This window comes from Rahnella sp. GSA61A (assembly GCF_019969905.1).
In the GTDB taxonomy this organism is placed as follows: domain Bacteria; phylum Pseudomonadota; class Gammaproteobacteria; order Enterobacterales; family Enterobacteriaceae; genus Rahnella; species Rahnella aceris.
On the sequence record NZ_JAHXYO010000004.1, the window covers coordinates 200,325 to 215,220 of the forward strand.

Annotated in this window: 9 protein-coding genes; 3 read left to right on the top strand and 6 right to left on the bottom strand. The window is 51.2% G+C overall.

The genetic code is table 11. The features are described from left to right. Positions 1 to 86: 86 nt before the first annotated feature. The 3 genes from LC431_RS07370 to LC431_RS07380 form a co-directional block, all read right to left on the bottom strand. Positions 87 to 1,010 (bottom strand): alpha/beta fold hydrolase, encoded by a 924-nt coding sequence (locus LC431_RS07370; RefSeq protein ID WP_013578277.1) that lies wholly within the window; start codon positions 1,008 to 1,010, stop codon positions 87 to 89. Between the two features lie 60 nt (positions 1,011 to 1,070). Continuing rightward, a complete protein-coding gene (locus tag LC431_RS07375) occupies positions 1,071 to 1,673 on the bottom strand; it encodes a TetR/AcrR family transcriptional regulator (RefSeq protein WP_223509562.1) in 603 nt (200 codons plus the stop codon). A gap of 88 nt (positions 1,674 to 1,761) precedes the next feature. Next, positions 1,762 to 2,439: an SDR family oxidoreductase gene (locus tag LC431_RS07380; protein WP_013578279.1), complete on the bottom strand. Its 678-nt coding sequence runs from the start codon at positions 2,437 to 2,439 to the stop codon at positions 1,762 to 1,764. Between the two features lie 1,555 nt (positions 2,440 to 3,994). Between LC431_RS07380 and LC431_RS07385 the strand changes: the two genes are divergently transcribed. Beyond that, positions 3,995 to 4,768, top strand: a complete 774-nt coding sequence (locus tag LC431_RS07385) for a DUF3750 domain-containing protein (protein WP_013578282.1) — start codon at positions 3,995 to 3,997, stop codon at positions 4,766 to 4,768. A 46-nt stretch (positions 4,769 to 4,814) separates the two neighbouring features. Here LC431_RS07385 and LC431_RS07390 read toward each other — a convergent pair whose 3' ends face one another. Next, a complete protein-coding gene (locus tag LC431_RS07390; RefSeq protein WP_014416698.1) occupies positions 4,815 to 6,500 on the bottom strand; it encodes an NAD-dependent malic enzyme in 1,686 nt (561 codons plus the stop codon). A gap of 495 nt (positions 6,501 to 6,995) precedes the next feature. Here LC431_RS07390 and LC431_RS07395 point away from each other — a divergent pair, with 495 nt between their 5' ends. Further along, positions 6,996 to 7,940: an AEC family transporter gene (locus LC431_RS07395; protein WP_153375296.1), complete on the top strand. Its 945-nt coding sequence runs from the start codon at positions 6,996 to 6,998 to the stop codon at positions 7,938 to 7,940. A gap of 76 nt (positions 7,941 to 8,016) precedes the next feature. On the opposite strand, the gene fumA is transcribed toward LC431_RS07395, so the two are convergent. Together fumA and LC431_RS07405 are read right to left on the bottom strand one after the other, a co-directional pair. Next, entirely contained in the window at positions 8,017 to 9,663 is a 1,647-nt protein-coding gene (gene fumA / locus LC431_RS07400) for a class I fumarate hydratase FumA (RefSeq protein WP_223509563.1), read from the bottom strand. 190 nt (positions 9,664 to 9,853) lie between these two features. Then, positions 9,854 to 11,365 (bottom strand): anion permease, encoded by a 1,512-nt coding sequence (locus LC431_RS07405; protein ID WP_013578286.1) that lies wholly within the window; start codon positions 11,363 to 11,365, stop codon positions 9,854 to 9,856. A gap of 748 nt (positions 11,366 to 12,113) precedes the next feature. Here LC431_RS07405 and LC431_RS07410 point away from each other — a divergent pair. Then, positions 12,114 to 14,891 (top strand): flavocytochrome c, encoded by a 2,778-nt coding sequence (locus LC431_RS07410; protein WP_013578287.1) that lies wholly within the window; start codon positions 12,114 to 12,116, stop codon positions 14,889 to 14,891. Positions 14,892 to 14,896 lie beyond the last annotated feature (5 nt).

Genomic DNA, 14,896 nt, shown 5'->3' on the forward strand with positions numbered 1-14,896 from the left:
TTAGCCCGGCAATTATTGTGAATACAAATTATTAACAAACAATCCGAGTTCTATGTTTATCATAAAAAGTTCAGCAAATCTTCATCTCACATTGTGAAGAAACTATGCAGGTGACGGGCTAAGACTTCCGGTTGTTCCTCCGGAATGAAATGGCCGCTGTGAGGGATGATGATGCCGGTGACATTTTCAGCGAAAGCGCGCAGGGGAACGGCCATGTCCGGGATCGAACCCTGATCGGCGCTGACCGCCAGTACCGGCATTTTTAATTTTCCGGCACGATTAAGTGTGCGGTTCTGTTCCGCAGATTCAGTAACCGAACGATAATACGCCAGCCCGGCGCGCAGGCCGCCGCTTTTGAGGAACACCCGCAGATACTCGCTGATATCGTCATCTGTGAAGGCATCCGGCGCAGCGGTTTTCCGGCGCAAAAACCAGTCGAGATAGACACGTTCGTTACCGGCGATCAGCGCTTCAGGCAAATCAGGCAATGTGTGGAAGGCAAAATGCCAGGTTTTCCACGATTTGTCCGGTGTGACCGGCAGCACGTCCGGCAAGGTGATTCCGGGGATCCCCGCATCCAGCAGCGCCAGGTGTTGTACTTCCTCGCCATACATCGCCGCGCAGGGATAAGCGACCCACGCGCCGACGTCATGCGCTGCCAGCGAGTAACGCTTATGCCCGAGAAGCTGCATTAACCCGTGGATTTTCTGCGCCAGACTTTGTGTGTCGTAACCGGTCTGCGGGCGGTCCGAATCACCCTGACCGGGCAGGTCTGGTGCCACCAGCCAGAAATCCTGTGCCAGCGCGTTCATCACATTACGCCATGCGTACCAGGTTTGCGGAAAACCCGCCAGCAACAGCAAGACTTTGCCTTGCGGATTACCGCCGCTGACGTAATGCATCCTCACGCCTTCGACCGTGGCGTAGCGATGGGTAAAACCGCAAAGGGTGGGGTCAGCCACTGCAAAGGGTTCGGCAGTAACAACAACAGAAGGGGTCATCTCGTTCATAGCCAATCTCCGTTATAGTCATATTTAGGAAATAATCATTTCCTAAATGAGAAAAAATTTTTAATCGAGAATTTTAAGCGCCAGTTCCAGCGTGGTTTCGCTGGCGTGATTGTTTTCGACTTTACCGGCGACACGCATGCCCAAAACAATCCATAACATCAGGGATGACGCGGCCTGCGCATCGATATCCGGGGTGACAGAACCGTCTTGCTGGCCCTGTTCAATGAGGGAGGTCAGGAACAATTTATTGCGCATAATAGCCTGACGCACCAGTGCGGCGAGTTCCTCATCCAGCGTGAGTAATTCGACGGTGCTGCCGACGACCAGACACCCGCGGCGGCCTTCAATTTCATGAGAAGAACGCAGATAAAAGCGCAGCACTTCGGCAATGCGTTCGCGGCCGGTGGAGATGCGTTCAATTTGCTGGCGTAACTGGGTATTTCGCCGTGAGGTGTAACGTTCAAATACGTTGAGAAACAGGGTCCTTTTATCGCTGAAGGCTTTGTAAATACTGCCTGCAGTAAGGTTCATGGCCTGACTCAGATCGCTGATGGACGCCGCATGAAAGCCTTTTTCGCGAAATACCGTCATGGCGTTATCCAGTGCAAGTTCAGTATCGAATTCACGCGGACGACCGCGATCCTTCGGTGAAGGGAATGCCATAAAAAATGCCACCATTAGGAAACGTTTATTTCCTAATGGTGGCATTAACACAAAAACTGATCAAGCCCTTTGTCAGCTCACTTCATATTTACCAGCGCAGTTCACGGCCTGAATATTCAACAAAGTGATGGCCACCTTTGCCGCGCCAGGCTTCGAACTGATCAACAATGCCGGTGGCGCTTTCGGCCACGGTCAGCGTGGCATTTTCACCGCCCATATCGGTCTGTACCCAGCCCGGATGCACGGAAAGCAGCGTCAGTTCTTGTTTTTCAATCTGTGCCTGCAACCCGCGGGTCAGCATATTCAGCGCAGCTTTACTGGCGGAATAAAGCGGATAAGTTGCCACGTCATTCTCATTGAGACTCGACAGCTCAGAGGTCATCAGCGCCAGCACACCGGTACGGTGGTTCAGGAAAGGCAGTAATTCACTGGCGCAACGCACAGGGGAAATGGCGTTAGTCAAAAATAGCTGAATAATTTCTTCGTCGCTGGCCTGATCAATATCCTGATGATCCGGACCAAATACGCCTGCATTCACAAAAATCAGATCAAAATGGCTTTCGGACAGCGCGTCTTTCACCGCTTCCCGCGCTTCGGATTTATTGATGTCCAGTTTTACCCATTCAACAGCCGCCGGTGTTTTGGCCGGAACGGCATCACGTGTTGTGGCGGTGACCTGCCAGCCGCGTTTTGCGAGTACATCCACCACACCCAAACCGATACCGCGTGATGCGCCGATGATCAATGCTTTCTTAGAGTCAGTCATATTCATCCTTTTATAATCAAAGCGTTAACGTCAATTTGTTGTTTTCATTTAATGCGCGAAATCTCTTCAGTGTTACGGGCAGTATGAGTCAGCAAGGCGGCTGCAACAATGGGCTGGAGTCTGATTTTGGCCGCCGGACTGATAGATAACCGGGACGCGCCGTCGGAGCGCCTGATGATGGACGGGGACTTTATGGACTGCTGAAAGGCGGCTTCAATCACCTGTGAGCCCAGTGACTATGGCGCGATTGTGGTTGAAGGCGTGGTAACGTTCATTGTTAACGATGCTGGCAACCAGGTGTTTGATGACACACTGTGCATCATAAAAAGATGCCCGCGACAGGCGGGCAATAAACATCAGTTTTGAAATTTGATCGGGTAGAACCAAATAAGCATAGCGGAGTAATAATTATCCAATCAAAAGGATAACAGCCCATAAATAGCTGTGTTCGCTGCATGAGGTCAGTATTGGGACGCAAAAAAGCCCTCGCGAACGAAGGCCAGTGAATCATCACTAAATATTTAGTTTTGGAACGAGAGCGATGCTCCCGAAAACATACTAGTCTCTTCCGGGAATTTGGCTTAATGAAATGGGTTTAGTAATTAAAGAAAATTCACTGCCGTTTTGAGCAATTCAGATGAGAATGGGATGAAATTCATGTCCTGCGCAAACTTTATCCAATTATTTCAGTTATTATGTTAAATCTGATGTTCAGGTTTACTGTTTACTGGAGTAACTATGCAAGGTAAAAATTCGGCTTTTGGAGAAGGGTGCAGGATGGTAGGCGAATGCTGCTTAATGTTTGCTCAGGCGGGTGAAGACTTTAGCGCGGGACGCATAGTCTTATGCCTTAAGCGCGCGCAGGACGAGGCTATAGACACAAATGGCAGACCCAACATTGCTTTACAGCTCGCGATACGACGGCTTCAGGGCTGGTAACGTTAAACATAAAATAACCGCCTGGTGACGGTGCTTTTTCAAATTCTCAAACGAGATACAGCCCTTCTTAACTGAATTGCAGGTGCATCTGAAGTAATAGAGACCTGTCTGTAAAAAACGCCTCACATTTATTGATGTTCTTTCAGCCGCCAGGCATTGCAGCTCCGCTAACAAAGAACCACACCATAAAACCAACAGCACCTGCCAGTACAATGATTGGCGGTATGAATTTCATTTTCATCTTATCGTTACTCTAATTAGTCAAATTTCCCGACATGGGCGCGCTTCATACCTTAATAAACTCAACCTCGAGGCTGATTGAAATCGCCCATAAGGAAGAGTGCCGTACCATCCTGTACCCGGGAAAAAAGATAATGATAGTTTGGGTGCCAGGAGTGGCATTGCACTTTACAGATCAGGCTGACATCAGTCATCCGCATTTTTCCATATATTTTGCAACATCGCATGATTCACGTTTCTATCCCCTGGCATTCCCCCAATCCCAATCGGCTATTTGCAGCAAATTTTGTGATTTACAACAGACTTTCACGTTGCCAGCCTCTCGGTGAATGAGTACCGTTGTTCTTTTGAACGGACCGGCAAAGGTGAATAAAGCATGATCGCCATAAAATGGGTAAGTCTCGGGTTTGTTCTGGTTTTACTGCTGTCTTTCGGATACAGCTACGCGAAAGCGACACAAACACGGACAGAACCTGCAGGCCAGAGCTGGTCAACGGCACGACGGACTTCAGCCGGTATTGCGCCGGATCCTGCCAGACTGAAAAGTATCGCTATTATCCAGATTTATGCTGCACCGACTTATGGCTGGCGCGGGCTGGTGGCGGTGCATCCGTGGATAATTTACAAACGTGAAGGGGAAACAGAGTTCACCCGTTATGACGTGATCAGCTGGGGCAGCACCAACGTAGTACGCCGCGATTATGCTATTCCAGATGGCTATTGGTTTGGCTCGCAGCCCCGTATACTGGTTGATCACCGCGGCGCGCAGGCGCAGATTATGATCCCCAAAATAGAAGCAGCGATCAAAAGTTACCCGTATCCGCATACCTATCACGCGTGGCCGGGGCCAAACAGCAATACGTTTATCGCCCACATCGGCCGTGAAGTGCCGGATCTGCAGCTTGATCTTCCTTCCAATGCGATCGGCAAAGATTACCGCGGCATTACCAATCCGATCGGTTTACCGCCATCCGGGCGCGGCGTGCAGGTTTCTTTGCTGGGACTGCTGGGCGTGACGCTGGGTGTGGAAGAGGGCATTGAAGTCAATGTGCTGGGGCTGAACCTGGGCATTGATGTGAAGAATCCGGCGTTGCGTTTGCCGTTTGTCGGGCGGGTAGGCTTTGATAATCCGGGGAAAGCGGAGCTTTAACGATGTCAGTGCGCAACTGGCCGGTACGAGGTACCGGCCATACACATCAGAACGACGAATGTTTATAAGACCGGTATTCCGGTTTCCAGAATTCGCTGGTGAGACGACTCTGTAACTCATCTTCTGAAACTTCCGGTGCCACGCCTTCCCGTTGCGCGACGCGCGCCACTTCGGCGGCAATGATTTTAGACACATGCTGAATATCGGCAATAGCCGGTAATAATGACCCTTTTCCGGTGGTCGCCAGCGGAGAAAGGCTGGCCAGCGCCTGACTGGCAGCCAGCAACATGCTATCGGTCACGCGGCGCGCTCCCGACGCCAGAATGCCTAACCCCAGCCCGGGGAAAATATACGCGTTGTTACATTGCGGGATTGGGTACGTGTGATCCTGATAATGTACCGGTGCGAACGGGCTGCCTGTCGCCATCAGCGCGGCACCTTCGGTCCAGGCGATCACGTCCTGAGGACGGGCTTCTGCGCGGGAAGTCGGGTTAGAGAGCGGCATGATGATCGGATGATGGCAGTTGTGATGCATCTCACGGATGATCTCTTCGGTAAACAGCCCCGGTTGCCCGGAAACGCCAATCAGAATGGTTGGTTTGGAATGATGCACCACGTCCTGCAACGAGATATTCTGGTTGTCCACATTCCAGTGGCTGATTTTGTTTTTACTTGTCACCAGTTTACGCTGGAAATCGAGCAAATTCGGCATGTCATCTGTCAGCAGGCCAAACCGATCCACCATAAAGACCTGACTGCGCGCTTCGTCTTCGGAAGCACCTTCTGCCACCATTTGCGCGATGATTTTCTCCGCGATACCGCAACCGGCAGAACCTGCGCCGAGGAAGGTGACCCGCTGGTCGCGTAGCCGGGTGCCTGCGGCATGACTGGCGGCAATCAGACAGCCCAGCGTGACCGCCGCGGTGCCCTGAATATCATCATTGAAACAGCACAACTCCTCGCGGTAGCGCTCCAGAAGTGGCATAGCATTGGTTTGCGCGAAGTCTTCGAACTGAAGCAGGACATCCGGCCAGCGGGTTTTTACTGCCTGAATGAACATATCCATGAATTCATTGTATTCGCCGTCGGTAATGCGCGGGTGGCGCCAGCCCATGTACAGCGGATCGTCGAGGCGCTGGGCGTTATTCGTTCCGACATCAAGCATGATCGGCAGCGTGTTGGCCGGGTTGATCCCACCGCAGGCGGTATAAAGCGAAAGCTTGCCGATAGGAATGCCCATGCCGCCAATCCCCTGATCACCGAGTCCCAGAATGCGTTCGCCGTCGGTGACAACGATCACCCGGATGTCATTTTTGGAGAAGTTTTGCAGCATTTCATCGATATGCTCGCGATCAGGATAAGAGATGAACAGGCCACGGGCACGGCGGTATATATCGGAGAAGTGTTCACAGGCCTCGCCGACCGTCGGGGTGTAGATAATCGGCAGCATTTCTTCCAGATGTGAATTCACCAGGTTGTAGAAAAGGGTTTCGTTGGTGTCCTGAATATTGCGCAGGTAGACATGCTTGGAGATATCACGTTTGAAATCAGAGAATTGAGAATAAGCGCGGTCAGTCTGTTCGTTGATAGTTTCAACCTGATTGGGCAGCAGTCCGTTAAGATTGAGCGCCAGACGTTCATCGCGGCTGAAGGCCGAGCCTTTATTGAGCAGCGGGTTTTCGAGTAATAATGAACCTGTGTAGTGGGTGTAGAGCGGGCGTTTTTTTAACATCATTAAGCCTTAGAACATTTGAACTCAGTTAATTTCCGGTACGTTATTTCCCGTTGCCGGATCCCTCACAGTAAAATCCTATAACCGGTCGAATTAGTGTATGAACTACCAAAATAAAACCAATGGCCATAGCAGCCTGAATAAGATGATTGTTTATTATTTGTTTTTTATAACACGACACAGGCACTGATTCCGGTTACTTAAATTACAAAAACGTTTTAATACTTTTTTAGTGATGAGTTCTGCATAATGTTTTTGAATGTTTCCGGATGGTTCAAGTTGAGTAAATACATTATATGATATTTAAGTGAAATTAATGGTTTAATTATAACTCATTGTATTTGATGTGATTTGTTATTAAGTAATTATTGTTATTATTGCCATAAAGGCAGATGTGACACGGGTCACAATGATGTCTGGTTTTAAATAATATAACTAACCGCCATTTTGTTCCTTCAATTATCTCATCAACAATAATAAAGAAAAGGTCATATTATGCCGACATTACTCTTATCCTCATTATTTCCTTTAGTGTTTATTATGGTATTAGGCTGGCTGAGCGGAAAACTGGGTTATATGAAACGTGACGATGCTACGGTATTAGCCACGGTAGTGATCCGTTTCGCGCTGCCATTACATCTTTTTATCGGTGCATTACATACTGATCCGGCCAAGATTCAGAATTTATCGTTTATGGCAGTGTTGGTGATTGGCCTGATGGGCTCTTATTTGTTGACGTTGTGCATCTCGCGCTGGTTTTTCCGCCATGACATCAAAACCAGCGCCATTCAGTCGCTGGTTTGCGCGTTCCCGGATATGGCTTACTTTGGCGCGCCTGTACTGGCGGTGCTTATCGGGCCGGAAGGTTTTCTGGGGGTGCTGGTCGGTAATCTTATCACCAGCGTGCTGATGATCCCGCTGACGATTGTGTTGATCCGCATGGGTGACAAAAACAGCGATTTGGCTCAACAGGGCAGCCTCGGCAAGATGATCCTGAATAATCTGTTCAAAGCCGTACGCAATCCGATTGTCTGGATCCCGGTGCTGGGTGTGGCGATGAGTCTGGCTGGCATTAAAATTCCGGAACTGGTGTCCTCGTCGGTGGAAATGATGGGTAAAACCGCAGGCGGGATTTCTCTGTTCGCGTTGGGTCTGTTGTTCTTCGGCGAGCGCCCGACGCTGAATATTCATACGGTCACTAACATCGGCATGAAAAACCTGATCCAGCCCGCGATTATGGCCGCTGCCGGTCTGGCATTTGGGCTGAGCCATACGCTGATGCAGCAGGTGGTGATCATCGGCGCAACGCCTTCCGCCATTGCTGCAGGTATGTTCGCCGTGCGCAGCGACACCTATGTGGAATCTGCGTCTTCCTCAATACTCATCGGCACTGCACTGGGCATAGTGACAGAAGGTCTCGTGATTTACATGATGTCGTAAATGCGCTGATTTGCGACATGTTACCCATAAAAAAGGCCCGCCATTTCTGGCAGGCCTTTTGTCTTTCAGCAGGCGTTTATTTCACACACTTCGCGCAGGTATTTGCATGAATTTGCTGGAAGAAATCGTTGCCTTTGTCATCCACCAGAATGAATGCCGGGAAGTTTTCGACTTCGATTTTCCAGATGGCTTCCATTCCTAATTCAGGATATTCCACGCATTCCAGGCTCTTGATGCTTTGCTGCGCCAGCACCGCTGCCGGGCCACCGATGCTGCCGAGATAGAAACCGCCGTGTTTATGGCAGGCGTCGGTCACCTGCTGGCTGCGGTTACCTTTGGCCAGCATGATCATGCTGCCGCCGTTGGATTGCAGAAGATCCACGTAAGAATCCATGCGGCCAGCGGTGGTCGGGCCGAGGGAACCGGATGCGTAACCTTCAGGGGTTTTCGCCGGGCCTGCGTAGTAAATCGGGTGATCTTTGATGTATTGCGGCAAGCCTTCGCCGTTATCCAGACGCTCTTTCAGTTTGGCGTGTGCGATGTCACGGCCAACGATAATCGTACCGCTCAGGGAAAGACGGGTAGATACCGGATATTCAGAAAGTTGCGCCAGGATTTCAGGCATCGGACGATTCAGGTCAACTTTCACCAGCCCCGCTTCGCCTTGCTCACGCAGGGCCTCAGGGATGTACTGGCCCGGATTGTCTTCCAGTTTTTCGATCCAGATACCGTCACGATTGATTTTGGCTTTGATATTACGGTCTGCGGAGCAGGAAACGCCCATCCCGACCGGACAGGATGCACCGTGACGCGGCAGACGTACTACGCGGATATCGTGGGCGAAGTATTTGCCGCCGAACTGCGCGCCGAGACCAAGATTGTTGGCTTCCACCAGCAGTTCCTGTTCCAGATTGACGTCGCGGAATGCCTGACCGTGTTCGTTACCTTCCGTTGGCAGACCGTCATAGTAATGGGTGGACGCCAGTTTTACGGTTTTCAGCGTTGCTTCAGCAGACGTACCGCCAATCACGAACGCGATATGGTACGGCGGACAGGCTGCCGTGCCCAGCGTGCGCATTTTCTCAACCAGGTAATCTTTCAGCTTCGCCGGGGTAATCAGCGCTTTGGTTTCCTGATACAGGTAGGTTTTGTTGGCCGAACCGCCGCCTTTGGCGATGCACAGGAATTTGTACTCGTCACCATCGACACTGTAGAGGTCGATTTGTGCAGGCAGATTGGTGCCGGTGTTTACCTCTTTGTACATATCCAGTGCGGCATTCTGGGAATAGCGCAGGTTATCCTCGATGAAGGTGTTATACACACCCTGAGACAGGCTGGCTTCGTCGCCGCCGCCGGTCCAGACTCGCTGCCCTTTTTTACCCATGATGATTGCGGTGCCGGTGTCCTGACAGGTCGGCAGAATGCCTTTGGCCGCAATTTCAGAATTACGCAGGAATTGCAGCGCAACGTATTTGTCGTTTTCGCTGGATTCCGGGTCATGAAGAATGGAAGCCACTTGTTGCTGATGCGCCGGGCGCAGCATGAAAGAGGCATCGTGGAACGCCTGTTGCGCGAGAAGCGTTAACGCCTGCGGTTCCACTTTTAACACTTCTTCGCCGTCGAAGGTGCTGACGGAGACATGTTCTTTGGTCAGCAGATAATATTCGGTGTCATCTTTGGAAACGGGGAAGGGATTTTGATAATAGAACGGTTTGTTCGACATTGTTTTCTCACTTTTTCCGTTTTTGCCGCCACGGGTGGGACTGTTGACGCGGTATAGCAGGGGTGTTCGGGGCGACGTTTATATTCGTTCTGTATGTTGCCAGCCAAATACACAGGCTGGCAACGGGGTTTATATGTTTTCTTTCAGTAAATGCTCTGTTAATGCTTTGTGGGTGATTTTATCGCCACAATCAGAACATCATCATCATCCACGGATAACCGATGACCAGTAAGGCAATCAGGAAGATGGCTCCGAAGATAGTGCCGAGACGCCAGTAATCTTTGGTTGGCAGATAACCGCTGCCGTAATAAATCGGGCTTGGGCCGGTACCGTAAGGTGTGATGATCCCCATAACACCCAGAGACGTCACCATCAGCAAACAGAATACCTGCATGTTAATGCCAGGGATTGCCGCGCCGATGGTCAGCATAGCCGGTAACAGGGCGGTGGTGTGCGCCGTGGTGCTGGCGAAAAGGTAATGCAGCAGGTAGAACGCCAGCAGCAGGGCAATTGTCGCCGCGCCCGGGGAGATACCGCCCATCAGTGCTGCGCCTTCTTTACCCAGCCAGGCGATGAAACCGGTGCGGGATAAGCCGTCAGCCAGTGCTACCAGTGTGGCGAACCAGGCGAAGGTATTCCAGGCCGGTTTGTTGCTGGTGATGTCGTTCCAGTTCAGAACGCCGGTCCACAGCATCAGTACTACGACCAGCAAAGCAGCCATGGCCGGTTCGATAAAGCTCGCAGCGAAAATCCACATCGCCAGCGCGCAGCAGACGAACACCAGCAGCAGGATTTCGTGACGGGACATTCTGCCCAGTTTTGCCAGCTCAGCGGTTGCCCAGCGCGGCACTTCGTCATTGATTTTCACTTCCGGCGGGTAGAACCAGTACGCCAGCAGCGGCATAGTCAACAGAAGCAGCAGACCGACAGGCAGGAAGGCGATGAACCAGGTGCCCCACGAAATGTTGATACCGGTTACGCTGTTCACGATACCCAGCGCCAGCAGGTTAGGTGCCAGTGCAGAGAGAAACATCGAACTGGTTATACAGGCTGCGGTGATCGCCACCCACATCAGGTAAGAACCGATTTTACGTGCGCTCGGGTCGTTCGGTTTTGAGCCATACAACGGCGGCAGGTTAGCAATGATCGGGTAGATCGTGCCGCCGCTGCGCGCGGTGTTGGACGGTGTGAAGGGTGCCAGTAATAAGTCAGCAAAGGTGATGGCATAACCGAGCGTCAGGCTGCGGCGACCAAGATATTTCACCAGAATCAGCGCCAGACGGCGGCCGAACTGGGTTTTATCGTAGCCGGCGGCAAACATGAACGCGCCGAAGATTAACCATACCGTGGAGTTGCCAAAACCACTGACCGCCCATTTGAAGGACTGTGCTGCGGTTTTGAATTTAGGATCCGCCAGTTCAGCCGGGCTGAAAAGCAACCACTGGCTGAAAAGGGCGATGACCACCACACCGGTTAAGCCGATAACGGCCCCCGGCAATGGCTCGAAGATCAGACCGATAATGACGCCCACAAAGATGGCGAAGAAGTGCCAGGCATGAGGTTCCAGACCGGCAGGTACAGGAACGAGCAGCAACAGCACGGACACCAGCACGGGAAGTACCATAAAGATCCAGCGATTTTTTTTGCCGGATTCGGCTTTTTTCGCTGGTTCTTTCACCGCAGTTTTTGATATTTCGCTCATAATATTTATCTTAGGTAGTTAGGAATATTGTGATGATGCATAGGTAAGATGTCGTTTGGTTTTTTTAGTTACTTAATCTTTTTTTTAATTATTCAATAGTGGCATGTTAATTGCCTCGTTATTGTTATTTTTGTTAAGTGCTTACTATTCCCCGTAAGAGGGAGGAAATGTTTATATAATGCGTTTTCCCTATTTTTAACTGTTGATCTTGATCAACAAAATACGGTGCTGAATTCTTTTTTAAATCGGATGAAACCGTTATGCAGAGCCTGCCTGATTAATTAAAGGGCAATTTGTGACGGGGGTATCTTTCGGGGTAACGGAAAGCAAAAAATGGAGTAGGGCAAAATGAGAGTCATTCACAGCCACACTCCCTCATCAGGCGATCTGCCACCTCTTGCCAGCGGGCGGGTTCCGTGATCTGCCGAAGGGAAAAGCCCGGAGGATGTAATAATCATCTCATCAGTTAAATACAAATAAGATTGTAGTTTGCATTAATGTGATTATTTAATTTAATAGTTAACATAATTTTAATATAACAGGTGTTAAGTTAATAGATAAATAGTTAATTAACTAATGTAATAAGTTTTGGAAGTAAAAATAAACTTATATTAATAGCATGACATCGGCATTGAAATAAAAACAACGAATAATAAATCAATACTCCACTGCGCTTATCTCAAATAGCTCAAATAGCGCGCCGATAACGAATTCAGAATTTAAAACCTTAAAGTTTGGAGTAATTATTATGAGCACCAACCACCTGTTATTAAGTCCGTTCACTCTGCCCAATGGTACTGAGTTGAAAAACCGCATTCTGATGGCGCCAATGACCACCTGCACCGGCTTTTACGACGGCACCGTCACCAGCGAGCTGGTTGAATATTACCGCGCCCGTGCCGGCAGCATCGGCACCGTGATTGTTGAATGCTGTTTTGTCGATGATAAAGGTCTGGCATTCCCCGGCGCTATCGGTATCGATAACGACAGCAAAATCGACGGTCTGGCAAAAATCGCCGCAGCCGTGAAATCTCAGGGCTCAAAAGCCCTTTTGCAGATTTATCACGGTGGCCGCATGAGCGAGCCAAAACTGATTGGTGGCCAGCAGCCGGTTGCGCCAAGCGCACTGGCGGCACCACGTGACGGTGCGGCCACACCGGTGGCACTGACGGCAGATGAAGTTGACGGCATGATCACCAAATTCGGTGAAGGCGTGCGTCGTGCGATTGAAGCCGGTTTTGACGGCGTGGAAATCCACGGCGCGAACACCTATCTGATCCAGCAATTCTTCTCGCCGAATTCCAACCAGCGTGACGACAAATGGGGCGGCAGCCGCGAAAACCGCGCCCGCTTCCCGCTGGCTGTTCTCGATATCACCCATGAGATGGCGAAGAAATACGCCGATTCCTCTTTCATCATCGGTTATCGTTTCTCACCAGAAGAGCTGGAAGAACCGGGGATCCGTTTTGCCGACACAATGTATCTGCTGGAACAGCTTGCTGCCCGCGGGCTGGATTACCTGCATTTCTCCCTCGGTTACTCGCTGCGGCCTTCCATTGTTGATACCACTGATCCAACGCCACTGATCGACAAATATGTCGCGATGCGTTCCGACACACTGGCCAAAATTCCGGTGATGGGCGTGGGCGGTATCGTGAATAAATCCGATGCGGAAATGGCGCTTGAACACGGCTATGACATGATCGCCATCGGTAAAGCCTGCATCGCTTATCCGGACTGGACTGACCGTATCGCAGCCGATCAGAAACTCGACCTGTTTATCGACAGCACACAACGCGAAGCCCTGACCATTCCTGAACCGCTGTGGCGTTTCTCGCTGGTGGACGCGATGATCCGCGACATGAGCATGACCTCGAAGAAATTCAAAGCCGGTGTGTTCCGGGAAAAAGTGCAGGATCCTGCTCATGAACTGGCCGTTAACGTCAGTCTGGAAACCGACCGCATTACGGATATCGCGCTGGAAGCGGGCGCGGACACGGATGTGGAATTCACCACCAGCTTTGAAATTATCCGCAGCCGTATTCTCGACGCTAACAGCCCGCACGTCGATGCGGTGACCGGCGCAACCGAGCAAAGTGAAGCGGTGAAAAAAGCCGTCTCCAAAGCCATCGCCAAATCCTGCAAAGCGCAGTTGCTGGAAGAGGGCGGCAGCCTGAATGAACCACAAAACTACGACGTTGTGGTCGTCGGCAGCGGCGGTGCCGGTCTGGCGGCAGCGATTCAGGCCTGTGACGAAGGGGCGAAAGTCCTGATCGTCGAGAAAATGTCGACCATCGGCGGTAACACCATTAAAGCGTCGGTCGGTATGAACGCCGCGGAAACCCGTTATCAGCGCCTGAAAGGTATCGAAGACAGCAAAGAGCTGTTCTATCAGGAAACCCTGAAAGGCGGTCAGTTCAAAAACAATACTGTGCTGCTGAAAGAGTTCATCGAACGTGCGCCGCAGGCGGTGGAATGGCTGGCCGATCACCATATTGAACTGAGCGATATCACCATTACCGGCGGGATGAGCATCGACCGCACACACCGTCCGGCGGACCGCAGTGCAGTGGGCGGCTTCCTGATCAGCGGTCTGGTGAAGAATCTTAACAAACGTAATATCGACGTGATGCTCGATACGTCGGTCACGGAAATCCGTTATGCCGATGGTGCGGTACAGGGCGTGCAGTTGCTCAATGACGACAATGAAGTGCTGATGATTAATGCCAAAAGCGTGATCGTCGCCACCGGCGGTTTCAGCGCCAACCGCGAAATGGTGGTGAAATATCGCCCTGAACTGGACGGTTTCGTGACCACCAACCACAAAGGCGCCACCGGTAGCGGCATCGCCATTCTGCAGAATATTGGCGCAGGCACGGTGGATATGGGCGAAATTCAGATCCACCCTACGGTTGAACAAACCACGTCTTATCTGATTTCGGAGGCCATTCGTGGCGGCGGGGCGATTCTGGTCAGTCAGGCGGGAAAACGCTTCTTCAACGAAATGGAAACCCGCGACAAAGTATCGGCGAACATCATCGCGTTGCCGGAGAAATTTGCTTACGTGGTGTTTGACGAGCAGGTGCGCCTGAACAATAAAGCGGCTGATGAATACATTGCGAAAGGGTTTGTTATCAGCGGCAGTTCACCACGTGATCTGGCGGCGAAACTGGAAATGAACTCCGATGCCTTCCTGGCAACGCTGGAAAGTTACAACGTCGCCGTGGATAAACAGCACGACACGGAGTTTGGCCGTAAAACTGCGCTGCGCCACCCGATCAATCAGGGGCCGTTCTATGCTATCCGTATCGCACCCGGCGTGCATCACACCATGGGTGGCGTAACCATCAACACCGAAACCTGCGTGCTGGACGCGCAGCAACAGGTGCTCGGCGGCGCATTTGCGGCGGGTGAAGTGGTTGGCGGTATCCACGGCGGCAACCGTATCGGCGGTAATGCCGTTGCAGATATCATTATCTTCGGTATCCTTGCAGGGCAAAACGCCGCGAAATTCGCGATGCGGTAACCGTT